Origin of the sequence: Azospirillum sp. HJ39 (genome assembly GCF_041507355.1) — a bacterium.
In the GTDB taxonomy this organism is placed as follows: domain Bacteria; phylum Pseudomonadota; class Alphaproteobacteria; order Azospirillales; family Azospirillaceae; genus Azospirillum; species Azospirillum thiophilum.
Genome location: NZ_CP167909.1, coordinates 412,338 through 436,278 on the forward strand (window position 1 = coordinate 412,338; position 23,941 = coordinate 436,278).

Annotated in this window: 21 protein-coding genes; 15 read left to right on the plus strand and 6 right to left on the minus strand. The window is 68.3% G+C overall.

Going from position 1 to position 23,941, the window contains the following annotated elements:
* Position 1: 1 nt before the first annotated feature.
* Positions 2-901, plus strand: a complete 900-nt coding sequence (locus tag ABMY26_RS09290) for a hydroxymethylglutaryl-CoA lyase (protein ID WP_372395416.1) — start codon at positions 2-4, stop codon at positions 899-901.
* 121 nt (positions 902-1,022) lie between these two features.
* On the opposite strand, the gene ABMY26_RS09295 is transcribed toward ABMY26_RS09290, so the two are convergent.
* A complete protein-coding gene (locus ABMY26_RS09295; protein WP_372395417.1) occupies positions 1,023-1,385 on the minus strand; it encodes a type II toxin-antitoxin system PemK/MazF family toxin in 363 nt (120 codons plus the stop codon).
* Positions 1,372-1,587 carry a type II toxin-antitoxin system PrlF family antitoxin gene (locus tag ABMY26_RS09300; protein ID WP_372395418.1) on the minus strand — a complete coding sequence of 72 codons (216 nt, stop codon included), beginning with the start codon at positions 1,585-1,587 and terminating at the stop codon, positions 1,372-1,374. The genes ABMY26_RS09295 and ABMY26_RS09300 overlap by 14 nt, the downstream gene beginning before the upstream one ends.
* 794 nt (positions 1,588-2,381) lie before the next feature.
* Between ABMY26_RS09300 and ABMY26_RS09305 the strand changes: the two genes are divergently transcribed.
* The 5 genes from ABMY26_RS09305 (at position 2,382) to ABMY26_RS09325 (ending at position 9,388) form a co-directional block, all read left to right on the plus strand.
* The gene (locus ABMY26_RS09305; RefSeq protein ID WP_372395419.1) at positions 2,382-3,032 is read left to right on the plus strand and encodes a hypothetical protein; all 651 of its coding nucleotides are present in this window, start codon (positions 2,382-2,384) and stop codon (positions 3,030-3,032) included.
* A gap of 28 nt (positions 3,033-3,060) precedes the next feature.
* Positions 3,061-3,900, plus strand: a complete 840-nt coding sequence (locus ABMY26_RS09310; RefSeq protein ID WP_372395420.1) for a response regulator transcription factor — start codon at positions 3,061-3,063, stop codon at positions 3,898-3,900.
* The gene (locus tag ABMY26_RS09315; RefSeq protein WP_372395421.1) at positions 3,881-5,527 is read left to right on the plus strand and encodes a sensor histidine kinase; all 1,647 of its coding nucleotides are present in this window, start codon (positions 3,881-3,883) and stop codon (positions 5,525-5,527) included. Before ABMY26_RS09310 ends, ABMY26_RS09315 begins: the two co-directional genes overlap by 20 nt.
* Positions 5,528-5,663: 136 nt before the next feature.
* Positions 5,664-6,146: an Lrp/AsnC ligand binding domain-containing protein gene (locus ABMY26_RS09320; protein ID WP_045585704.1), complete on the plus strand. Its 483-nt coding sequence runs from the start codon at positions 5,664-5,666 to the stop codon at positions 6,144-6,146.
* Between the two features lie 275 nt (positions 6,147-6,421).
* A complete protein-coding gene (locus ABMY26_RS09325) occupies positions 6,422-9,388 on the plus strand; it encodes a methyl-accepting chemotaxis protein (RefSeq protein WP_372395422.1) in 2,967 nt (988 codons plus the stop codon).
* Positions 9,389-9,449: 61 nt separating this feature from the next.
* Here ABMY26_RS09325 and ABMY26_RS09330 read toward each other — a convergent pair whose 3' ends face one another.
* The 3 genes from ABMY26_RS09330 to ABMY26_RS09340 form a co-directional block, all read right to left on the minus strand.
* Positions 9,450-10,214, minus strand: a complete 765-nt coding sequence (locus tag ABMY26_RS09330) for a hypothetical protein (protein ID WP_372395423.1) — start codon at positions 10,212-10,214, stop codon at positions 9,450-9,452.
* A gap of 14 nt (positions 10,215-10,228) precedes the next feature.
* Complete coding sequence (locus ABMY26_RS09335) at positions 10,229-10,792, minus strand: TetR/AcrR family transcriptional regulator (protein WP_372395424.1); 564 nt, start codon at positions 10,790-10,792, stop codon at positions 10,229-10,231.
* 77 nt (positions 10,793-10,869) lie between these two features.
* A complete protein-coding gene (locus ABMY26_RS09340; RefSeq protein ID WP_372395425.1) occupies positions 10,870-12,600 on the minus strand; it encodes an AMP-binding protein in 1,731 nt (576 codons plus the stop codon).
* Between the two features lie 199 nt (positions 12,601-12,799).
* Between ABMY26_RS09340 and ABMY26_RS09345 the strand changes: the two genes are divergently transcribed.
* From ABMY26_RS09345 to ABMY26_RS09375, 7 genes are all read left to right on the plus strand, one after another.
* Positions 12,800-13,684, plus strand: a complete 885-nt coding sequence (locus ABMY26_RS09345) for an ABC transporter ATP-binding protein (RefSeq protein ID WP_372395426.1) — start codon at positions 12,800-12,802, stop codon at positions 13,682-13,684.
* Positions 13,684-15,651 carry a long-chain fatty acid--CoA ligase gene (locus ABMY26_RS09350; RefSeq protein WP_372395427.1) on the plus strand — a complete coding sequence of 656 codons (1,968 nt, stop codon included), beginning with the start codon at positions 13,684-13,686 and terminating at the stop codon, positions 15,649-15,651. Before ABMY26_RS09345 ends, ABMY26_RS09350 begins: the two co-directional genes overlap by 1 nt.
* Positions 15,652-15,837: 186 nt before the next feature.
* Positions 15,838-16,725 (plus strand): branched-chain amino acid ABC transporter permease, encoded by an 888-nt coding sequence (locus ABMY26_RS09355; protein WP_372395428.1) that lies wholly within the window; start codon positions 15,838-15,840, stop codon positions 16,723-16,725.
* A 7-nt stretch (positions 16,726-16,732) separates the two neighbouring features.
* The gene (locus tag ABMY26_RS09360) at positions 16,733-17,806 is read left to right on the plus strand and encodes a branched-chain amino acid ABC transporter permease (RefSeq protein WP_372395429.1); all 1,074 of its coding nucleotides are present in this window, start codon (positions 16,733-16,735) and stop codon (positions 17,804-17,806) included.
* Between the two features lie 55 nt (positions 17,807-17,861).
* A complete protein-coding gene (locus ABMY26_RS09365) occupies positions 17,862-19,160 on the plus strand; it encodes an ABC transporter substrate-binding protein (protein ID WP_372395430.1) in 1,299 nt (432 codons plus the stop codon).
* Positions 19,161-19,251: 91 nt separating this feature from the next.
* A complete protein-coding gene (locus tag ABMY26_RS09370; RefSeq protein WP_372395431.1) occupies positions 19,252-20,097 on the plus strand; it encodes an ABC transporter ATP-binding protein in 846 nt (281 codons plus the stop codon).
* A 223-nt stretch (positions 20,098-20,320) separates the two neighbouring features.
* Complete coding sequence (locus ABMY26_RS09375; protein WP_372395432.1) at positions 20,321-21,550, plus strand: phenylacetate--CoA ligase family protein; 1,230 nt, start codon at positions 20,321-20,323, stop codon at positions 21,548-21,550.
* 134 nt (positions 21,551-21,684) lie between these two features.
* On the opposite strand, the gene ABMY26_RS09380 is transcribed toward ABMY26_RS09375, so the two are convergent.
* Entirely contained in the window at positions 21,685-22,332 is a 648-nt protein-coding gene (locus ABMY26_RS09380) for a glutathione S-transferase family protein (protein ID WP_372395433.1), read from the minus strand.
* A 353-nt stretch (positions 22,333-22,685) separates the two neighbouring features.
* Here ABMY26_RS09380 and ABMY26_RS09385 point away from each other — a divergent pair, with 353 nt between their 5' ends.
* The gene (locus ABMY26_RS09385; RefSeq protein WP_372395434.1) at positions 22,686-23,075 is read left to right on the plus strand and encodes a response regulator; all 390 of its coding nucleotides are present in this window, start codon (positions 22,686-22,688) and stop codon (positions 23,073-23,075) included.
* Positions 23,076-23,087: 12 nt separating this feature from the next.
* Positions 23,088-23,618, plus strand: coding sequence for a hypothetical protein (locus ABMY26_RS09390; RefSeq protein ID WP_372395435.1), 531 nt, complete (start codon positions 23,088-23,090; stop codon positions 23,616-23,618).
* Positions 23,619-23,941: the final 323 nt, after the last annotated feature.

The following is a 23,941-nucleotide window of genomic DNA, read 5'->3' on the forward strand; positions in this document are numbered from 1 at the left end:
CATGCAGTTGCCCAAATTCGTCCGCATGGTGGAGGTCGGTCCGCGCGACGGCCTCCAGAACGAAAAGACCATGGTGCCGACCGCGGTGAAGGTGGAGCTGGTCGACCGCCTGACCGCCGCCGGGCTGACGGTCGTCGAGGCGGCCAGCTTCGTCTCGCCCAAATGGGTGCCGCAGATGGGCGACAGCGCCGAGGTGCTGGCCGGCATCGCCCGCAAGCCCGGCGTGCGCTATGCCGCGCTGACCCCCAACCTGAAGGGGCTGGAGGGCGCGCTGGCGGCCAGGGCCGACGAGGTGGCGGTGTTCGGCGCCGCGTCGGAGAGCTTCAGCCGGAAGAACATCAACTGTTCCATCGCCGAGAGCCTGGACCGCTTCGCGCCCGTCATGGAACGGGCCAAGGCCGAAGGCGTGCCGGTGCGTGGCTATGTCTCCTGCGTGCTCGGCTGCCCCTACGAGGGCGAGATCTCGCCGGGCGCGGTGGCCGACGTGGCGGAACGGCTGTTCGCCATGGGCTGCTATGAGATCTCGCTGGGCGACACCATCGGCACCGGCACCCCGACCAAGGCGCAAGCAATGATCGCCGCGGTCGCCGACCGGGTGCCGGTGGAGAAGATCGCCGTCCATTTCCACGACACCTACGGGCAGGCGCTGGCCAACATCCTGGCGGCGCTGCAGATGGGCGTGGCGGTGGTCGACAGCTCCGTCGCCGGGCTCGGCGGCTGCCCCTATGCCAAGGGGGCGTCCGGGAACGTGGCGAGCGAGGATGTGCTGTACATGCTGAACGGCCTCGGCATCGAGACCGGGGTCGATCTGGACAGGCTGATCGCGGCCGGGGCGTTCATCGGCGACGCCATCGGCCGCCCGACCGCATCGAAGGTGGCCCGCGCTCGTGGTTGTGCGTGAGGGATCCTTCGGCAACGGAAGGGCCGCGCTCCCGGCGGGGGCGCGGCCCTTTCGCGTTCGGTCCCGTCATCGCCAACCTGACTGGAAATCGCCGCGCGACACCAACCGGCTGATGGGTTCCTCATGCACCCGGTGGGGTGTGCATGGTGGCGGCCAAATGGCCGGCGAGGTGAACCGCCACGGCGGCGCGGTCGGAATTCGACAGCGTTCCGAGGCGCTCCGCGTCGCGGCAGTCGATGACGGCCACTTTGGCGGTGCGGACCACGGACGGGGCCGGCAACCCGGCGACGGCAAGATCGCTGACGACGACATCGGTCGGCCAGCCGCGGTTTTCGGCGCTGGTGATCATCAGGACCCAGACGAGGTTGTGGTGCGTCAGCAGGTCGCCGGCCGCGATGACCAGTGCCGGCCGCCGCTGGCGCACCGGCCTGTCGGTGTAGGGGAACGGGACCTTGACGATGTCCCAGGGCTCAAAGGTCGGCATAGGCGCGCCGATCCGCATCGCTGTTCCATTCGGCGAAGGTGCGGAACGGATCGTCACCAGTTTCCACCACGGCGCGTGTCAGGATGACGCGCCCGTCCTCGATGCTGTAGGCGATCTCGTCGCCCTCATGCAGGCCGAGGGCGACGCGCACGGGCTGCGGGATGGTGGTTTGCGCTTTGCTGGTAAGCTTGCTGGTGATCATCGGTACCTCACGGCAAGGGCCGTTCCAACAGTAAGGAAAATCCTTCCGGCTTTCAATGTCCGGGCCGATGGCTCGTTCTCCTCCGCCGGATGGCTGCTCTACCAAATTGTCCGTGCTACGAACTTGACCGGCCCGGCGGTCCGGCGCATGATGGGAAGCGTGATGGATGGTGCCGAAAACGCATTGTTCCCACGACGCCGACCGGCCTGAGAGCCGGCCGGAACCACGGCTGGAGTTCCAGAGGCAACATCTTCCGACCGCCTCGGCGCGTCGCGACACATCTGTTGCCCGTCCGGCTGAGCGGCGGCGGAGCCATACCCGGGTGGCTCCGCCGCCGATTGTTTTTGGCCGCCCCCTGGCCCACGATATGGCCCGCCGGGTGTTTTTTGGGCGCCGGCCATCGTCCCGCCCAATCCCGGTCATCCTCCCGCCTCATTTCCGTCACGTCCTGTCACCCTCCGCACATCACCATGGCAGCGGCCGGTGCATAATGGATCTTGCTGGAATTTCTACCACTTTTGAGCAAAGGACGGTGCCGGTCCAACCGGATTCGCTCGAAATTCAAACGAAACTTCGAAAAATATTGATTTGCTTTTGCAAAATGGGGGTACGGGCTGTAGCTTTAACGCGCCATTAACCAGACTGGATTGAGTTTAGGGACATCGGACGCAGGCAACTCCAACCAAGGTGCGAAGTTGACTTCCCAATCGGATGAAGCCGGCTTGCGCCTCGTGCCGATGCCTTCCGTGTGATGCCGTTATGACCGTTCCTCTGGATTTGAAAGGCCCGCCCCCATGACCGTGCCGGCAGTCCTCCGCGATGTGGCGCAGATCGGCGCCTACGCCGCCGGCCGGGGCCGACATGCGGGCCTGCTGGTCGCGGTCCTGCTGCTGGCCGGCTGCCCGTCCAACATGACGGGCCCGGGGGGGCCGGACCTGACGGCGGCCAATCCGAACGCCCGCCCGCCCGCCCCGCCGGTGCCCAGGCAGAAGCCGGCCCGCAAGGTGCCCGACGCCACCGCGCTGGCGCCGACCCTGCCGATGCCGCAGCCCGGTCCGCCGGTGACCGTCGGCGAGTTGACGGCCGCCACACAGTTGGCATCCGTCTCTCCCGCAACCGCCGCCAGTCCCGCAACCGCCGCCCCTGCAACTTCCAACGCCGACCCCGACAGCCTTGTCGGGCTGGACGAAGTCCAGACTCTCAACCTCCTGGGGTCCCCCGTTGCACGGGAAGAGGCGCCTCCCGCCAAGATCTGGCGGTATGCCAAAGGCGATTGCACCCTCAAGGTCTTCTTCTTCATGGATATGACCTCGTCCCAGGACTTCCGCGCCCTCTCCTACGATATGAAGAGCAGCCAAAATGTCCCTGACGCCGACCACCGATGCTTCGCCCAGCTCCTCGCTCAAGCTGACACAGGGCGCCCTGTCCGCCCCGGATTACAGTAGGGCGGAGCAGAACAAGGGAATGTCCGCGATGACCGAACCGACCATTGCCCGCATCGCCCTGGTGGATGACGACGACCTGTTCCGCGAGTCGCTCAGCCTCAATCTCGGCGACGAGGGGTACGACGTCGTCACCTTCGACCGTGGCGAGCCGGCGCTGGATTTCTTCGCCGGCGGCGGCGCGGTCGACATCGTCCTGCTGGACTGGCGCATGCCCAAGCTGGACGGCATCGACGTGCTGCGCCAGATGCGTGCCCGCGGCATCGACGTGCCGGTCATCTTCCTGACCGTCCTGTCCGACCAGATCTATGAAGAGGCGGCGCTGGCTGGCGGCGCGCTGGATTTCGTCGAGAAGTCGCGCAGCCTGTCGATCCTGCTGAAGCGCATGCGCCTGATCCTGGACGGCACCAAGGGGGACGGCGCCAAGGGCGCGGCCGAGGAGGGGGAGGCCGCAGGCAACGCCACGCTCCACCGCCTGGGCGAGCTGGAACTGCGCCTGGACAACAGCCGCGCCTTCTGGAAGGGCAAGCGCATCGACCTGACGCTGACCGAGTTCAACATCGTCAAGCTGATGTCGACCCGCCCGGAAGAGGACGTGTCCTACCGCGAGATCTACGACCTCGTCCATGGCAAGGGCTTCATGGCCGGATACGGCCCGTCGGGCTACCGCGCCAACGTCCGTGCCTTCATCAAGCGCATCCGCCAGAAGTTCCGTTCGGTCGACGCCGGCTTCGCCTGCATCGAGAACTATCCCGGCTTCGGCTACCGCTGGGGCAAGGGCGACGATGCGGCCAACCAGGGCCGCGATGAGGACGGTATCGGGGACGGTGTTGGCGAGGATATGCTGATCGATGGCGCTGCTGCCGACTGACCTTGCGGCGATGCGGGCGCCTGGACGGGCGTCCGCCCGCCTGCTCTGGCTGTGGCGCTCGATGGCGAGCCGCCTGCTGCTGCTCACCCTTGTCTTCGTCGCGGTTCCGGTCCTGCTCTACGACCAGTTCCAGCGGGCCGACGAGGCGACGCAGCAACTCCTGCTGAAAAGCGCCCAGCGCCAGGGCGAACTGATCGCCCGTGCGCTGGAACCCGAACTGCTGGGCGTCGACCGCGCCGCCCTTCCCGGCCTCAGCGGAGCGCTCGCCCGCTATGGTGACGACCGCACCCGGCTGAAGCTGCTGGTCCGGCCGCGCGTCTCGGCGGCGGGTCCGGGGGCCTCCTCCTCCGGCGTCCGGGCCGGGCCGGAGCCCTTCTTCTACGTCGCCGCAGCCCCCAGCCTGTCCACCGCCGACATCGACGCCGAACGGCGCCTGCTGCTCGAACAGGGGGTGCTCGACCGGCTGGGGTCGAGCTGCGCCGGCAATGCCACCCTGGCGATGCGCGTCCCCCATGCCGAAGGCGGCGAGGAGGTGCTGTCCTCCATCACGCCGATCAAGACCAGCTTCGGCTGCTGGGCGCTGGTGACCAGCCACGCCACCGAGGCCTACATCTCCTCCTCGCTCGGCCGGCCCTATTGGAGCACGCCGGCGGTGCAGGCCGCCGCGGCGATCTATCTGGCGATGGCGGCACTGGTGCTGGCCGTGCTGGCCGGCGTCTGGCGCAACCTGAACCGCTTCGGCGACCTTGCGCGCGGGATTGTCGGCGGCGATGGGGGCGGCGATGGGGGCGGCGAGGACTGCGCCGACCGGAAGGGCCGCAGCGCCTCCTTCGCCGCGCGCAACACCGTGCCGGAACTGGCGGGGGTGGCGGAGGATTTCGACCGGCTGGTCGCCACGCTGCGCGACAGCGCCCAGTCGCTGCGCCGCGCCGCGGAGGACAACGCCCACGCCTTCAAGACGCCGATCGCCGTGATCCGCCAGTCGGTGGAACCGCTGCGCCGCGCCCTGCCGGCGGAGAACGCCCGCAGCCAGCGGGCGCTGACGATGATCGAGAAGTCGCTGGACAAGCTGGACGGCCTCGTCTCCTTCGCCCGCCGCATGGACGAGGCGGCGGCCGACCTGCTGGCGCCCTCGCGCCGCCGCGTCGACCTGTCGGCGCTGGTGGAACGGATGGCCGGCGGCTACACCGGCCTGCTCGCCGAACAGCGGCTGCACATGCGCTCGCGCATCGACGCCGGTCTGGTGGTGCGTGCGGGCGAGGAGACGCTGGAAACCATCGTCGAGAATCTGGTGGAGAATGCCGTCAGCTTCTCGCCGCCCGATGCGGCGGTCAGCGTGCGGCTGACCCGCAGCGGCCCCTGGGCCGAGCTGGTGGTGGAGGACGAGGGGCCGGGCGTCGATCCCGCCAACCTGGACCGCATCTTCGATCGCTACTTCTCCCACCGCGAACCCGGCCGCGGCATGCCGGAGGACGAGGCGGCGGCCCATCAGGCGGGGGCGGCGCATTTCGGCATCGGGCTGTGGATCGTACGCCGCAACATCGAGGCCTTCGGCGGCCGGGTGCGCGCGGAGAACCGGCCGGCCGGCGGCCTGCGGATGACGGTTGCGCTGCCGCTGGCGGCGTGACCGACCGCCGTCCCCTTCGGCGAACAGGCTTCGGAGTGGCGCCGTCCGCACCGATCCTGCTATGGTCACGGCTGGCCGCTTCCGTTCTTTGCCTTGAGGATCGGTGCCGCCAGCCGAACAGCATTCCGAGCCTCCCATGGACCGCAGCCTCGATTCCACCGATCTCAAGATCCTGCGCGAACTGCAGGAGGACGGGCGCCTCAGCAATGTCGAGCTGGCGCGCCGCATCAATCTCAGCCCGGCCGCCTGCCTGGAGCGGGTGAAGCGGCTGCAGGGCGACGGCGTCATCCAGCGCTATGTCGCGCTGCTCGACCCGCATCGCCTGGAGGCCGGGATGCTGGTCTTCGTCGAAGTGGTGCTGGACCGTACGACACCCGACAATTTCGACGATTTCAAGGCCACCGTGCTGCGCATGCCGCAGATCATGGAATGCCACATGGTCGCCGGCGGCTTCGACTATCTGGTCAAGGCGCGGGTGCGCGACATGAACGAGTACCGGCTGTTCCTGGGCGAACTGCTGTCGACCGCGCGCGGCGTCCGCGAAACCCACACCTACGCCGTGATGGAAGAGGTGAAGAGCGTCACCGCCATCCCGCTGGACGGCCTGTCGCGCCCCTGAATGGATGGACTCTGCAACAATTTCCGATTTGCACAGTCCTTCCCTCTCGTTCCCGTTTCAGTACGCATTTTGCGATGAGCTCCGCCGCCCGCCCTCCTGCCGGTCTCCTGCAGGGCAGAGCCGTCTTGTTCGTTTGCTGACAAAATGATGCGGCATGCCGCTTGCAGCGAAGCCTCCGGTCCGGGTGTGCGCCCCATGCCGCCGTTCGGTGGCCTGGCTCCAGCCGACATGCCCGACCTTTTCCTGCAAGACACTGGCTGGAGCGGAACCGCGACATGCGCGTCAACTCACCGATCACCGACCGCGAAGTCCATTTGACCGAGGGGGTTCCCCTGGTGTCGCGCACCGACACCGGCGGGCGCATCACCTTCGTGAACCGGGCCTTCGTCGAGATCAGCGGCTTCGACGAGCAGGAGTTGATCGGTGCCCCGCACAGCATCGTCCGCCATCCCCACATGCCGAAGGAGGCCTTCGCCGACCTGTGGGCGACGGTGAAGGCCGGGCGGCCCTGGGAAGGGCTGGTCAAGAACCGCACCAAGGCCGGAGATTTCTATTGGGTGCGCGCCAACGTCACGCCGGTGATCGAGAACGGTGCCGTTGCCGGCTACATCTCCATCCGGTCCAAGCCGTCGCGGGACGAGGTGCGGTCGGCGGAGGCACTGTATGCCGCCATGCGCGACGGCCTTGCCACGGTGGAACTGGTCCAAGGGATGCTGGTGCGGCGCAACCGCGCCGGCCGCGCCGCCGCCACCGCCCGCGCCAGCCTGTCCGGGCGCCTGTTCGCGGTGTTCGGGCTGCTGATCCTGGCGATGCTGCTGGCGGGCTGGCTCGGGTTGGACGGCATGGCCGGGTCCAACCGGTCGCTGCGCACGGTCTATGAGGACCGCACCGTTCCGGCCTACCAGATCGGCGAGATCGAGAACCGCGCCCGCGACAGCCGGCAGCAGCTGACCGATCTCACAGCCGACCTGCAGGCCGGGAGGAGCGCCGCCGACCTTGCCGCGATGGAGGCGGAGGTCGCCGCCAACGGCGGCGTCATGCAGCGGCTGCTGACCGAGTATCTCGCCACCTACCTGACGCCGGAGGAGGCCGTCCTTGCCGAGAGGTTCAAGCCGCTGGTCGCGGCCTATCTCGAGAAGGGGATTGCCCCGGCCCTGGCCCTGGCGCGGGAGCGGAACGCCGCGGCGCTGGACGCCCATCTGCGCGGCATTGTCCGGCCGGCCTTCGCCGACCTGCATCGGGTGTCGGTTGCGCTGCTCGACCTCCAGGTCCGGGTGGCGAAGGAGGAGTTCGACAAGGCGGAGGCCGATTACACCGTCCGCTTCGTCGAGATGGCTGCTGCGGTGCTGGCGAGCTGCCTGCTGGCGGCCCTGTTCGGCCTGCTGATCCTGCGCACGGTGCGCCGGCCGCTGGAGGTGCTGGAACGGACCTTCGAGCGCATCGCCCAGGGGGCCTTCACCGACCCGATGGCTGCCATCGCCGTGCCGGAGTTCCGCCGCGTCGCCACCGAGCTGAACGCGATGAAGGCGAAGCTCGCCTACAACATCCATGAGAATCACGAAACCGAGCAGCGCCAGAAGGCGCAGACCCGCCAGGCACTGCTGGAAACCTGCAAGTCGATCGAGAGCGACCTGGACGCCACCTGGATCGGGGTGGAGCTGGCGAGCAACCGTGCCGGCGACGGCATCCGCCACCTGATGGAGGCGCTCGGCGTGGTGCGCGAGAACACGATGGTGGTTTCCGCCGCCTCCGAACAGGCCAGCGCCAACGCCCAGTCGGTCGCCGCCGCGACGGAGCAGCTCAACTCGTCCGGCCGGGAGATCGCGCGGCAGGCCGCCCGCTCCAGCGAGGTGGCGCGGCGCGCGGTCGACAATGCCCGCGGCTCCGCCTCCGCCATCGGCCGGATGGAGGTCGCGACCGGGGAGATCGCCAAGGTCGCCAGCCTGATCAACCAGATCGCCGGCCAGACCAATTTGCTGGCGCTGAACGCCACCATCGAGGCCGCCCGCGCCGGGGAGGCCGGCAAGGGCTTCGCCGTGGTGGCGGGCGAGGTCAAGCAGCTCGCCGACCAGACCGCGCGGGCGACCGGCGAGATCGCCCGCCAGATCGACCAGCTGAGGCAGGCGGTCGGCGGCGGCGTGTCGGCGATCCAGACCGTCATTTCCGTGATCGAGGAGATCGAGGAGGCGGCGTCCGCCACCGCTGTCGCGGTCGAGCAGCAATCCGCCGCCAATGCCGGGATCGGGCGCAGTGCCGGCAATTCCGCCGGGGGGGCCGCGCAGGTGTCGGGCAGCGTGCTGCACATCCGCGACCAGACCGACGGGATCACCGGCATCGCCACCGATGTCCGCCGCCGCATGACCGACACCCAGACCGCGGTGGCCGACCTGAAGCGCCGCCTTGTCATCGCGCTGCGCCAGTCGGTGGCCGGCGACCGCCGCGTCTCCGACCGCATCCCGTGCGAGGAGCCGGTCGGCCTGACCGTGGACGGCCAGCGCCTGTCCGTCACCATGCTCGACCTGTCGCTCGACGGGCTGCTGGTCGACCTGAAGGGGATGTCCGATCTGGCCGAGCAGACGCGGCTGACCGTGACCCTGCGCGATGCCGGCGACCTGCCGGCCATCGTCGCCGGCGCCAGCGACCTCGGCCTGCATCTGGCCTTCGACGAGCTGACGGACGCCCAGGCCGGCCGGCTGGAGCGTGCCTACCGGGCGATGATCGAGGCCGATTCCGCCATCATCCGCCAGGCGCAGGACGCGGCGGCGGCGCTGGCGGCGGCCCTGGAAGGCGCCCTGTCGAGCGGCGGCATCGGCGAGGAGGCGCTTTTCTCCACCGACCTCTCCACCATCCCCGGCAGCGAGCCGGAGCAATGCCTCGCCCCCTTCACCGACCTGACCGACCGCCTGTTCCCGGCGGTCCAGGAGGCGGTCCTGGCGTCCAACCCGCGCTTCCAGTTCTGCGCGGCGGTCAATGCCGTCGGCTATCTGCCGACCCACAACGCCCGCTATTCCGAACCGCAGCGGCCGGGCGACGCGGTGTGGAACGCCTCCCACTGCCGCAACCGCCGGGTCTTCGCCGACCGTTCCGGCCTTGCCGCGGCGCGCAACACCCGCGCCTTCCTGCTGCAGGCCTACCGCCGCGACATGGGCGGCGGACAGACGGTGCGGCTGAAGGAGGTCGATGTGCCGATCACCGTGCGCGGCCGGCATTGGGGCAATCTGCGGCTGGCCTACATGCCGTGACGGCGGGCTTGTCCGGAGGGCGGCGGGCAGGTTCCGGAGCGCCCGCCGCCGGTCCCGGCGCTCACTGCGGGCGCAGGCGTCTCCAGATGCCGAAGCGGCTCGTCGTCATGGTCAGATCCTGATAGGCGAAGCACCATTGCGGCGGGGTTCCCGGCTGCTTCCAGCCCATGACCACGGAACGGTGCGCGGTTCCGGCAGTCCCGTAGACATCGGTGACGCCGGGGCGGGTTCCCTCGGAGAATGGAGCCAGCACGAACCTTTGGCTGGTGTCCTGGTCAAGCTCTTCGCCCCATTCCTGCATTTCCGCAAGAGCATGGGCCAGCGGGTGTCCCTGGTTCTGCTTGTATCCCGCTGCCGTATGCATGACGACGCCATTGCAGCCGACGAAGTAGCACCCGCTGAACTCGCTGGTCAGGAAGAACGTCGCGCCGCTGTTGTTCAGCGCGGAGATCGCGGCCATCGGGTTCTGTCCCCAGGGAAGCCAATAGACCTGTTCGCCATGGGCCCCTGGCTCGGCCGTTATGGTGTAGACGTTATGCGACCCGTCGTTGCTCTGCGCGCGCCCGCAATAGAGCGTCTTCACGCCGCGTGTCTCATCTTCCGCAATGGAATTGTCCAGGCGCACCGCAGCTCCCTTCGTATCACCGACGATATGCGCAGAGCGGATGGCGTAGCCGATCGCCGTCCAAGGATTGATTGCCATGTCATCCACCTTCTCGTGATGGGCGGGGAGGGACCGCCGCCCCTGGAGAGTTGGCAATGCAGGCATATCTGTCCAGTTGAATTTCTGCGCATCAACATCCTCAAGGAGGCCATGGACCCGCACGGCAGACCCCGTCCTTACCCCCGCGCCTCCGGTACCAGCACGTCGGCGCAGATCGCCCGCACCAGCTCGGCCCGGTCGGCGGCGGCGGCGGGGGCGAGCAGGCCCTGGCCGAAGGCGAAGGCGTAGAACAGGTAGGCGCGGGCAAAGGCCTGGTCGGCCGGCAGGCCAAGCGCCGCGAACAGGCCGGCGACGCTGTGCAGGCGCTCGCGGTCGACCTCGGCGATGATGCGCTCGGCATCGGGGTCGCGCCGCGCCCAGTCGCGCACCGCCAGCTCGATCGCCATGCCGCGCGGCTTGCTGCCGCCATAGAGCGCCAGCATGTCGCGCAGCTGCCGCGCCGGCTCGCGCCCGTCCAGCCGGGTCTGTTCCTTGATCGCGGCGATGCGGCCGAGCTTCCAGCTGTCCAGCAGCGCGCCCATCAGGTCGGTGCGGTCGCGGAAATGCCAGTAGAAGCTGCCCTTGGTGACCTTCAGGGTCTTGGCCAGCAACTCCACCCGCACCTTGTCGACGCCGCCTTCGGCCAGCGCCGCGAAGGCGGCGGCCAGCCAGGACTCGCGGTTCTTCGTTTTGGCTTCCATACCCGTCCTTCGTGCTCCCCAGGCGTCCGCCGCCGCAGTCCCGACGGCGATCTATACCCGAAAAGGGAGGCCGCTGCCTATTCGCCCTGCTGCATCTGGATCGCGTCCGACGCCCTGCCGCGATAGTGGATGTTGCCGTCGGTGTCCAGGAAGGCCCAGTCGCCGGTCAGGTAATAGCGCCGGCCGTGGCGGAAGCGCCGGGCGGTCCGCTCCGGATCGTTGGCGTAGGATTCGAACCAGAACAGCGGCGAGTGGTCGACGTCGATGGCGATCTCGCCGACCCCGCCCACCGGCGCCTCCCGCCCGTCGGGGGCGAGGACGACGACGCGGAAGCCGGGCATCGGCCGGCCGAGCGAGCCGCTGGGCGGCTGGGCGGCGTCTCCCCCCTCCGTCCCGTCCGCGTCGTAACGGCCGATCCCCTCGGGATCGTAACGGTTCACGATGAAGATGCCGGTCTCGCGCTGGCCATACTGGTCGAGCAGCGGCACCTTCACCGTCCGGTTGGCCCAGGCGATCAGGTCGGGCGGCAGCGGCTCGCCCACCACCGACAGGATGCGCAGGGCGAGCTGGTGCGACACGCCGGGATCGGCGCCGTGCCAGGCGCGGATCTGCGACGGCGCCGCGGTCAGGTTGGTGACGCCGAACTTGGTCAGCATGCGGTAGCCCTGCCGCACGTCGTAGGGGCCGTCGCAGAAGATCGTCGTCCGTCCCAGCAGCAGCGGCCCGACCAGCCCGTAATAGGCACCATAGGCCCAGCCGGGATCGGCCATGTTCCAATAGATGTCGTCGTCGCGCAGGTCGAGGCCGATGCGCATGTACTGTTCGATCCCCGACAGCGCCTTGACCGGCAGCGACACCCCGAGCGGCGTCGGCTCCGATTCCGAGGTATAGATCAGGGCGAAGGCATCGCTTTCCCGGTAGCGCGCCACCTCCGCCCGCGGCGGCGCCTCGTGCAGCGACGACCAGAAGGGCACGGCGTCGGGTCCGAACGCCTCGTCGCCCTCGACCGTCACCACCGGGCGGCTGTTGTCGCGCGGCACCTTGCGGCGCAGGAAGCCGTTGGTGACGATGGCCCGCGCGTCGCTGTCGGCCAGCCGGTAGGCGACCGCCGACGTCGTGTAGGTGGTGAACAGCGGCATGTAGACCCCGCCCAGCCGCCAGATCGCCAGCGCGGTGATCAGCAGCTCCGGACCCTTGGGCAGCAGCACCGCCACCCGGTCGCCCTGTCCCACCCCCATCCCGGCAAGCACGCTGGCGAAGCGCGCCGAATCGCGGGCCAGCCGGGCGAAGCTCAGCTCCGTCGTCTGCCCCGCCACGCTTTCATGCAGCAGCGCCGCCCGCGCACCGTCGGCGGCGCGGACATGGCGGTCGCACAGCAGCGTCGCCAGCGCGATGGCGTCGCCGCGATATTCCGGCCGCAGGAAGGCGGAGGCGCGGACCAGCGGCACCGGAAGTGCCGGCTCCGGCGGGGCAGGTTCCGGCGCCGCCGTTTCCGGCGGGCCGAGCGGGGGAGGGGGCCTGTGCCGCAAGGCCGCCAGATCGCCAAGCGCCACCAGATCCGGGCCCAGGTGATAGCGCCTGCTGCGGGCATCCTGGTCCACCAGCCCGTCGCGCGCCAGCGCCGTCAGCAGCCGGTGCGCCGTCGCCTTCGACAGGCCGACGGCGGTCATCAGGTCGGCCAGCCGGGCGCCGCCGGTCCCGGCGGCGGCGACCGCGCGCAGCAGGGCGATGGCGCGTTCCAGGCTTTGGGTGCCGCCCGCGGCGTTCGGGGCGGCCGGAGCGGGGGCGATGTCGGCATGGCGGGTCATGGGTCCATCATATGGACCATGCGCCGGGTTGTCGCGGGAAAAAACATGCAGTGGCGGAATGTCAGTGTTGAAAACAGACCGGAGCCCGGTATATAGTGAGGAAGTTGCTCATGAAACGGTCCACAATATGGACCTCGCCGGCCACCAAAGAGCCGGGTCGTGACCCCGAGAAGCGGTACCAACAGCAACGGAGGAGGAAATGTCAGGCGCGCCCGTCGCACCACACCCCGGCCCTGCCCAAAATTCGCCCACCACCCAGGCGGAGACCATCTTCGAGGCTCGGGGCGTCAATCTGCGCTTCGGGGGCGTCCATGCGCTGACCGACGTCAGTTTCGGCATCCGCAAGGGCGAGTTGTTCTCGATCATCGGCCCGAACGGTGCCGGCAAGACCTCGATGGTCAACTGCATCTCCGGCCGCTACCGGCCGACCGACGGCAAGGTCTATTTCAAGGGCCGCGACGTGACGGGGATGACCCCGAACCATCGCGCCTCGCTCGGCATCGGCCGCACCTTCCAGAACCTGGCGCTGTTCGGGCACATGACCGTGCTCGACAACATCATGGTCGGCCGCCACCACCTGCTGAAGAACAACTTCCTGACCGGCCCGCTCTATTGGCTGACCGGCGCCCGCAAGGAGGAGCTGTCCCACCGCCGCGAGGTGGAGGAGATCATCGACTTCCTCGAAATCCAGCATGTCCGCAAGGCCACCGCCGGCACCCTGTCCTACGGCCTGCGCAAGCGGGTGGAGCTGGCCCGCGCCATCGCGCTGAAGCCGGACCTGATCCTGCTGGACGAGCCGATGGCCGGCATGAACCTGGAAGAGAAGGAGGACATGGCCCGCTACATCGTCGACCTGAACGAGGAGTTCGGCATGACCGTCGTCATGATCGAGCATGACATGGGCGTGGTCATGGACATCTCGCACCGGGTGATGGTGCTGGAATTCGGCAAGAAGATCGCCGAGGGCCGGCCGGAGGAGGTTCTGGCCGACCCCCGCGTCCGCCGCGCCTATCTGGGCGAGGACGACGAGGAGGAGGCGCCCGCCGCCGTCCACCGGCAGCCCCCCCGCAAGGAGGTCGCGTGATGGCCGCAAACACCGTTTCTCCCCCCGCTTCCCCCTCCGGCTTGCCCGATCTCGCCGTCCACGACACGCTGCCGAAGCTGGTGGCGTTGCACGCCCGCGACCATGGCGGCGACATCGCCATGCGCGAGAAGGATTTCGGCATCTGGCGCAGCTTCACCTGGGCCGACGTGCAGGCCCGGGTCCGCGGCTTCGCGCTCGGCATGACCAAGCTCGGCGTCGTGCCGGGCGAGGTGGTCGGTCTGCTGGGCGACAACCGCCCCGACTGGGTAATGGGCGAGATCGCGACCCATGCGGTGCGCGGCTACAGCCTGGGCATCTACCGCGACGCGCTGGACGAGGAGGTCGCCTACCTCATCACCTATGCCGACGTGAAGGTGGTGTTCGCCGAGGACGAGGAGCAGGTCGACAAGCTGCTGAACCTCGCCGACCGGCTGCCGACGCTCCAGCACATCATCTATTCCGACCCGCGCGGCATGCGCAAATACCATGACCCCCGCCTGATGCCGGTCACCGACCTGATCCGCATGGGCGAGGAGCTGCATGCCCGGCAGCCGGACCTCTACGACCGCATGGTTGCGGAGACGAAGGGCGAGGAGGTCGCCATCCTCTGCACCACGTCGGGCACCACCTCGAACCCGAAGATGGCGATGCTGCCGGCCGGGCGGCTGATCCGCCATGTCGCCAGCTACCTGTCGGCCGATCCCAAGGGGCCGGAGGACGAGTATGTCTCGGTCCTGCCGCTGTCCTGGATCATGGAGCAGGTCTATGCCGTCGGCATGGGCGTGGTGTCGCGGATGCGCGTGAACTTCGTCGAGGAAGCCGAGACGATGATGCACGACTTCCGCGAGATCGGGCCGAGCTTCGTCCTGTTCGCGCCGCGCCTGTGGGAGGCCATCGCCGCCGACGTGCGCGCCCGCATGATGGACGCCTCGCCCTTCAAGCAGAAGATGTACGAGCTCGGCATGAAGCTGGGGCTGGAGGCGCTGGCCAAGGGGCAGCGATCGGCGGTGGCCGACGCGATCCTGTTCAAGGCGCTGCGCGACCGGCTGGGCTTCACCAACCTGAAATCGGCGGCGACCGGCGGCGCCGCGCTCGGTCCCGACACCTTCAAGTTCTTCCAGGCGCTGGGCGTGCCGCTGCGCCAGATCTACGGCCAGACCGAGACGATGGGCGCCTACACCGTCCATCGCGGCACCGACGTCGATTTCGACACGGTCGGCGTGCCGTTCGACGGCGGCATCGAGGTGAAGGTGATCGACCCCGACCACAACGGCGTCGGCGAGATCGTCACCCGCCACCCCAACATGTTCGCCGGCTATTACCGCAACGAGGGCGCGACCGTCGCCGACATGCGGGACGGCTGGATGCACACCGGCGATGCCGGCTTCTTCGACAAGAAGGGGCATCTGGTCATCATCGACCGCATCAAGGACATCGCCACCACCGCCCGCGGCGACCGCTTCAGCCCGCAGTTCATCGAGAACAAGCTGAAGTTCAGCCCCTATGTCGCCGAGGCGGTGATCCTGGGCGACAAGCGCGACTACCTGTCGGCGATCGTCTGCATCCGCTTCTCCATCGTGTCGAAATGGGCGGAGAAGAACCGCATTGCCTTCACGACATATTCCGATCTGGCGTCGAGGCCGGAGGTGTACGAGCTGCTGCGCAGCGAGGTGGAGCGGGTCAACCAGACGCTTCCCGAATACCAGCGCATCTCGAAGTTCCTGCTGCTCTACAAGGAGCTGGACGCCGACGACGGCGAGCTGACCCGCACCCGCAAGGTGCGGCGCGGCGTGGTCGCGGAGAAGTACGGCACCATCATCGACAGCATCTATGCCGGCCAGCCGAGGATCGACGTCGACACGACGATCGCCTTCCAGGACGGCACGAAGCAGCGCATCCGCACCACGCTGACCGTCATCGACCTCGTGCCCGTCGCGGCGAAGAAGCCGCAGCCGGTCGCGGCGTGAGGAGAGCGCGATGCACACCGCCAATCAAACCCTCTCCCGTCCCGGGAGAGGGAGGGGACCCGTGCGGAGCATGGGGAGGGTGAGGGGGCCGGCAAGATGCAGGCGCCCTGATCCTTGCAGCACCCTCACCCGGCCCTTCGGGCCACCCTCTCCCGGGGCGGGAGAGGAAAAGAACGAGGCCACGCCATGACCCTTCTGTTCCAGCTTCTCGTCAACGGACTGATCGTCGGCGCGCTGTACGGCGTGGTCGCCATGTCCTTCGTGCTGATCTACAAGGCCAGCCGCATCGTCAACTTCGCGCAGGGCGAATTCCTGCTGATCGGCGCCTGGACCTGCTGGTGGCTGCTGACCAGCTGGCAGCTGCCCTTCTGGATCGGCTTCCCGATCACGCTGGTCTTCATGCTGGCCTTCGGCGTCATCCTGCAGATCGTCGTGCTGCGGCCGATGATCGGCGAGCCGATCATCTCGGTCATCATGGTGACCATCGGCCTGTCCATCGTCTTCCAGGCGGCGATGAAGTGGATGTTCGGCGTCTTCGCCAAGCCCTTCCCGCCGATCTTCGCCCACGCCACCATGGACGTCTTCGGCCTCCAGGTGCAGACGGTCTACGTCGTCTCGCTCGGCATCTCGATCCTGATCATGGCCGGCTTCGGCTGGTTCTTCAAATATTCGCGCACCGGGCTGGCCATGCGGGCGACCGCCTTCGACCAGCAGGTGGCGCAGTCGCTTGGCATCTCGGTCCGCCACATGTTCGCGATGAGCTGGGCCATCTCCGCCATGGTGTCGGCGGTGGCGGGCGTCACGGTCGGCGTCGTCAACGGCGTGTCCTCGGCGCTCTCCTTCTTCGGCATCAAGGTGTTCCCGGCGGTGATCCTCGGCGGCCTCGACAGCGTCATCGGCGCGGTGGTCGGCGGCCTGATCGTCGGCGTGCTGGAGAACATGGCGCACTACCTGGACAGCCAGTGGCTGAACTGGGGCAACATGTACGAGATCGCGCCCTTCTACGTCCTGATCGCCATCCTGATGATCAAGCCTTACGGCCTGTTCGGCACCAAAGACATCGAGCGCGTGTGAGGCCAAAATGGCGAATGTCAGCATCATCCCGAGCGGCGATTTCAAGACGTCCTACGGGACCGACACCACCATCTTCCCGACGAAGACCAGCCGCAACTTCGCGATCCTCGGCGTGGTCCTGCTGCTGGCCTGCCCGGCCTTCATGGACCGCTACTGGCTCAGCCTGCTGATCCAGATCGGCTATCTCGGCATCGCGGCGCTGGGGCTCAACATCCTGGTCGGCTTCACCGGGCAGATCTCCATCGGCCATTCCGCCTTCTTCGGCTTCGGCGCCTTCGCGTCGGCTTGGCTCAACAACCGCTGGGGCGTGCCGGTGGCGCTGGCGATCCCGCTGGCCGGGGTGGCGACGACCGGCGTCGGGCTGATCTTCGGCGTGCCGGCGGCGCGGCTGAAGGGGCTCTACCTCGCCATCGCGACGCTGGCGGCGCAGTACATCCTGCAGGACTTCTTCGGGCGGGCCGACTGGTTCACCGGCGGCAGCGCCGGCACCATCGCCGAGCCGCTGACCGTCTTCGGCTTCGCCTTCGACACGGACGAGAGCTACTTCTACGTCGTGCTGGTGGCGATGGTGGTGATGTACATCCTCGGCACCAACCTGATGCGGACCCGCGACGGCCGGGCCCTGGTGGCGGTGCGGGACCATTATCTCTCCGCCGAGATCATGGGCATCAACCTCACCAAGTATCGGACGATGTCCTTCGGCATCTCCGCCTTCTACGCCGGCATCGGCGGCGCGCTCTACGCCCACTACCTGCAGTTCGTCTCGGTCGAGAACTTCACCATCCTGTTCTCGATCCAGTTCCTCGGCATGATCATCATCGGCGGCCTAGGCTCGATCATGGGCACGCTGATGGGCACCGCCTTCATGGTGTTCCTGCCCGAGCTGATGCAGGCGCTCACCAAGATGGTCAGCGGCACCGCCATCGACACCGCGCTGAACCTCCGCGAGAACATCGCCTTCCTGCGCGAGATGTCGGTCGGCGTGGTCATCATCCTGTTTCTGGTGTTCGAGCCCGATGGCCTCGCCCACCGCTGGAAGCAGATCAAGGCCTACTGGAAGCTCTACCCCTTCTCGCACTGATCCCGTCCCGCACCGCATCCCCAACGAACAGAATAGAATAGGGAGTAAACGCAAGATGATGCGCAAGACCGGCTCGCTGAAGACCGCGCTGTTCGCCACCTCCGCCGTCCTGCTGGGCGCCGCGGCCACCCCGGCCCTGGCCGACATTCCCATCGGCCACCTCGCCGACCAGTCCGGCGGCACCTCGGACGTGGGCGTTCCCTACGCGCAGGGTGTCTCCGACGCGCTCGCCTACATCAATTCCAAGGGCGGCATCAACGGCACCAAGATGGCCGTGGACTCCGTCGACTACGGTTATCAGGCGCCGCGCGCCATCAGCCAGTACAAGAAGTGGTCGTCGGGCAGCGACAAGATCGTGGCATTGCAGGGCTGGGGCACCGCCGACACCGAGGCGCTGACCGCCTTCGTCGGCAAGGACGAGATCCCGGCCTATTCCGGCTCCTACTCCGGCCACCTGACCGACCCGACCGGCAAGGGCCCGCACGGCTCCAAGCCGGCCCCCTACAACTTCTTCTACGGCCCGTCCTATTCCGACAGCCTGCGCGGCATGCTGACCTGGGCGGCCGAGGACTGGAAGAAGAAGGGCGGGGCGGGAAAGCCGAAATACGTCCACATGGGCGCCAACCACCCCTACCCGAACGCGCCCAAGGAAGCCGGCGAGCAGCTCGCCAAGGAACTCGGCTTCGACGTGCTGCCGGCGGTTCAGTTCGCGCTGACGCCCGGCGACTACACCGCCCAGTGCCTGACGCTGAAGGAATCCGGCGTCAACTACGCCTATCTCGGCAACACCGCCGGCTCCAACATCTCGGTGCTGAAGGCCTGCCAGACGGTCGGCGCCAAGGTGCAGTTCATGGGCAACGTCTGGGGCATGGACGAGAACGCCGCCAAGGCCGCCGGTTCGGCCGCCGACGGCGTCGTCTTCCCGATGCGCACCGCCGTGACCTGGAACGGCGACGCGCCGGGCATGGCGACGATGAAGGAGATTTCCAAGATCTCCGACGCGGCCGGCACCGCCTACCGCCCGGTGCATTACATGGCCGGTGTCTGCACCGCCTTCTACATGAAGGAGGCGCTGGACTGGGCGGCCAAGAACGGCGGCCTCTCCGGTCAGAACATCCGCAAGGCGATGTACCAGAAGAAGGATTGGGTGCCTGCCGGCTTCGAGGGCGTCTGCATCCCCTCGACCTGGACCGACACCGACCACCGCGGCATGACGGCGGTCAACATCTACCGCGCGTCCGTCAAGGCCGACACCGGCGCCAGCGTCGACGAGCTGGTCAAGAACGGCTCGATCAAGCTGGAGAAGATCACCACCATCGACGTGCCGCGCAAGCCGGAATGGCTCGGCTGGTAAGCCGCTCCACCGAGACGCCCCCTTCGCCCATCCGGGCGGAGGGGGCGGTTCCCGCCTCTTCCACTGCCGGTTTTTCACTGCCAGGTGCCGCATGCTGAACACCGCCACCGCCGCCCCGGTCGCGCCGCCGGTCACGACCGCCAAGAAGCTGATGCTGTCGGTCAACAACATCGAGGTCGTCTACAACGACGTGATCCTCGTGCTCCGCGGCCTCAGCCTGGAGGTGCCGGAGGGCGAGATCGTGGCCCTGCTGGGCGCCAACGGCGCCGGCAAGTCGACGACGCTCAAGGCGATCTCCGGTCTCCTGAAGACCGAGGACGGCGAGGTCACGCGCGGCGACATCACCTTCGCCGGCGAGCGCATCAACGGCATCGACCCCGACAAGATCGTCCGCAAGGGCATCTTCCAGGTGATGGAGGGCCGGCGCATCATCGCCGACATGACCTGCCTGGAAAACCTTCGGCTCGGCGCCTACACCCGCCGCGACGGCGGGGTGAAGGACGACCTGGACATGGTCTACCAGTATTTCCCCCGCCTGAAGGAGCGCACCGGGCTGGCCGGCTACCTGTCGGGCGGCGAGCAGCAGATGCTCGCCATCGGCCGCGCGATGATGGCCCGGCCCAAGCTGATCCTGATGGACGAGCCGAGCATGGGCCTGTCGCCGCTGATGGTGAAGGAGGTGTTCGGCATCATCCAGCAGATCAACCGGGATCTGGGGGTGACCATCCTGCTGGTGGAGCAGAACGCCCGCATGGCCCTCCAGGCCGCGACCCGCGGCTACATCATGGAGAACGGCAAGGTCGTGCTGGACGGCACCGCAGAGGAGCTGCGCAACAACGAGGACGTGAAGGAATTCTACCTCGGCGGCGGCGGCAACGAAGAGCGCAAGAGCTTCAAGAACCTGAAGAGCTTCAAGCGGCGCAAGCGCTGGATTTGAGGGGAGTGGCGAGGCGTCGGCTGCCCCCTCCCTGACCCTCCCCCTCTTCGAGGGAGAGGGAACTGCCGCCGCTCCGTTGCGTACCCCTGCAAGCGTCCTGCCCCCTCTCCCGCGGAGCGGGGGAGGGATGGGGAGGGGGCATAGAGCGCGAGTGGGGCCACCCGGCGCAAGCACGTGCACACCCCCGCGTCACCTCGGCCGACCCCTGAACGGACGAACGACCATGACCGAATTCTACGACGACCTCGAAACCCGTTCCTCCGACCGGCGTGAAGCCGAGCAGTTCGCGGCCCTGCCCGCCCATCTCCACCATGCCAAGGACGCCGCGCCCTATTTCAGCCGGCTGCTGGCGGAGATCGACCCGGCGGCGATCCATGACCGGGCGTCGCTCGCCACCCTGCCGGTGACGCGCAAGTCGGACCTGATCGCGCTCCAGCAGGCGAACCCGCCGTTCGGCGGGCTGGCGGCGGTGGCGGTCGGGCGGCTGGCCCGCGTCTTCGCCTCCCCCGGCCCGATCCACGATCCGGAGCCGCACGGCGCCGACCCCTGGCGCAGCGCCCGCGCGCTGTTCGCCGCCGGCTTCCGCGCCGGCGACCTCGCCCAGAACTGCTTCGCCTATCACCTGACCCCGGCCGGCTCGATGTTCGAGACCGGGGCGCACGCCATCGGCTGCGCCGTCATCCCCGCCGGCACCGGCAACACCGAGATGCAGGCCCAGGCCGTCGCCGGGCTGAGGCCGCGCGGCTATATCGGCACGCCCGATTTCCTGAAGATCATCCTGGAGAAGGGCGACGCGCTCGGGCTGGACGTCTCGTCGATCCGCATCGCCAGCGTGTCGGGCGGTCCCTACCTGCCCGACGCCCGCGCCTTCTACGAGGCGCGCGGGCTGGAGGTCACCCAGTGCTACGGCACCGCCGACCTCGGCATCGTCGCCTACGAGACCGCGGCGCGGTCGGGACTGGTGGTCAACGAGGGCTGCATCGTCGAGATCGTCCGCCCCGGCACCGGCGACCCGGTGCCCGACGGCGAGGTCGGCGAGGTGGTGGTGACCATCTTCAACCCGGCCTATCCGCTGGTCCGCTTCGCCACCGGCGACCTGTCGGCGGTGTTGCCGGGGGCCAGCCCCTGCGGCCGCACCAACATGCGGCTGAAGGGCTGGCTCGGCCGGGCCGACCAGACGACCAAGGTCAAGGGCATGTTCGTCCACCCCGCCCAGGTGGCCGAGGTGCTGCGCCGCCACCCGGAGGTCGCCCGCGCCCGTCTGGTGGTCGGCCGCCAGGACGCCAGCGACACCATGACCCTGCGGTGCGAGGCGGAGGAAAGCGGCGAGGCGCTCGCCGCCGCCATCCGGGAGACGCTGGCGGCGGTCACCAAGCTGAAGGGCGCCGTGGAGTTCGCGGCGCCGGGCAGCCTGCCCAACGACGGCAAGGTGATCGACGACGCGCGGGGCTGAGGTGTTGCAGCGGATATCCCCTCCCTGACCCTCCCCTATTTTGGCGGTTGGGTCACGCCAACATGCATCCTGCCCCCTCCACCGCTGAAAAGCGGGGGAGGGATGGGGAGGGGGCACAGTTGCAGTACCTTACCTCAGCACTCGGCATCCGCCTGCGGCATCAGCTCGTACTGCGGCTTGTAGCCGGGCTGGGCGCGGATGCGGTCGGCCCAGGCCTGGACGTTGGGATAATCCTTGGCCTCCATCGCCGATTCGTTCATCAGGTCGATCCAGGGGAAGGCGAAGATGTCGGCGATGGTCAGCCGCTCGCCCTGGATGAAGCCGTGGCCGGACAGGTGACGGTCGAACAGCGCCATGCCGCTGGCCGCGGCCGCATCGATCCAGGGCAGGGCGTTGGCGTCGCCGTGGAATTTGCGCACCGCGCGGGCGCGCTGCACCGGCAGCAGCACGTCGGCCAGCCAGCTCAGCCATTCGGCGATGCGAATCGTCTCGTCCGCATCGCGGCCGCCGAACCGGCCGGTCTGTTCGGCCAGATAGGTCAGGATCACGCTGGATTCGGAAATCGAGCGTTCGCCATGCACCAGGGTCGGCACCCGGCCGAACCGGTTGATCGCCCCATACTCGGGCGTCTTCTGCTGCCCGCTGCGCAGGTCGAGATGACGGTAGCCGAAGGGGATGCCGGCCAGACGGAAGAACAGCGCGATGCGGGCCGCCGGCTGGGAATTCACGTTGCCGTAGAGAATGAAGGGCGCGGTCGCGGTGTCGGTCGAGATATCGGTCACGATGGCTCTGTCTCCCTGATGCGCGGGGTTTGCTGCGCGGCGTTTCCGGTGGGCCGGATGGCCCGATTTGCCGTGAAGATGGCCCGAATCGGGGGGGATGCGCCAGTGGAAAGCGACGGCCGGACGGTCCGGACGGAACCGCTCCCTGACAAGCGCGGATCCCGCCGGAATGACAGCGGCGCCGTCCGCCGGGTTGACTGGAAAATCCGAACCCGGTACACAGGCGGACTACTTGCGATTTGTGGCGGTCGTCTTGCGGCAGCGTGCCGTTCCGGTCGTGTTGCCTGCCGGTGCCCCTCCGGCGGCGCGGCGATAGGCGATGCGGCCCCCGCTCCAAAGGGACGGATGGCGACATGGCGGACACGGTCGGGAAGACGCGGACGATCCTCGTGGTCGAGGACAATGTGCTGATGCGCAAGCTGTTCGTCCGCTGCCTGGAGGAGGGCGGCTTCACCGTGATCGAAACGGCCGATCCGATGGCCGTGGTGGACCTGATGCATGACTGCGCGCCGCATCTGGTGGTGATGGACATCGTCATGCCCGGCCTGTCGGGGCTCGACCTGATCAAGCGCATCCGCGCCGACGCCGCTCTGGCCGCGACGCCGGTGGTGGCCGTCACCAACCTCGCCACCCCTGCCGACAAGCGCCGGCTGACCGAGGCCGGCTTCGACGGCCATGTCTCCAAGCCGATCAAGCCCAAGGAATTCCAGGCCGCCATCGCCGGTTTCCTGACGGCAGCCTGACCGGACTCCCGGATGACCGCCGGAACCGGGGGCGCGATGCCCCGCATCCTGACCCGCCTTCTCCTCGTCCTGCCGCTGGCCGTCCTCGTTCCGGCAGCACTCGTTCCGGCGGCGCTGCCGTTCCCGGCCGCCGCTGCCGGGGCGGAGCAGGTCCTGCGCACCGACCGCACCGCCCCCGGCCATCTGCGTCCGCCCTTCCGCGCTTACGAGCCGCCGCCCCCCGGCCATGGGCCGCGCCTGCTCCGCACCGAGAGCCGGGCGGTCTACAAGCTGCCCCAGGGGATCGATGGCCTCGCCATGCCCGACCCGGACCTGTCGCGCCTGTGCCGGCGCGGCGCCTTCCTGCAGAAGATCGACGGCTTCTATTGGGCCGCGGCGCCCGACCGCCGCTATGGCGTCGCCTTTTCCGGCGGGGCCAACCTGATCGATCCGCAAAATCGCCGCCAGCCCGGAAAGGTCTATTTCTTCCGCGGCCAGGACAGCCGGTGCAGCGTCTGGGTCGGCGATCAGGCGAGGCTGATGCCCAACCATATCGGGGGCTGACCGCCGGCGGTTTTCATCCGGGTGTCACCCGGGCCAAGCGTCCGTGATAGGATGGAACATCCGTTCCGACCATGGAGGCTTGCGTCATGCCCGGACAGTTCGCCGCACCGGTTTCCAGAACGGCCCCCAAACCGGTTCCCAAACCGGCTCCCGGACTGGCCGCAGCACCGGCCGTCCAACCGCGCCGCACCGCCGCGGGCGCCTCCGGCCGGGCGGATGGAACAGTGGAACAGACGCCGCAGAATGTTTCATCCGGTTTCAAATGTTCCATTCGGGGCCGCCGCCCCCATATAGGACCGGTCATCGGCCAGAGGTGAACGACC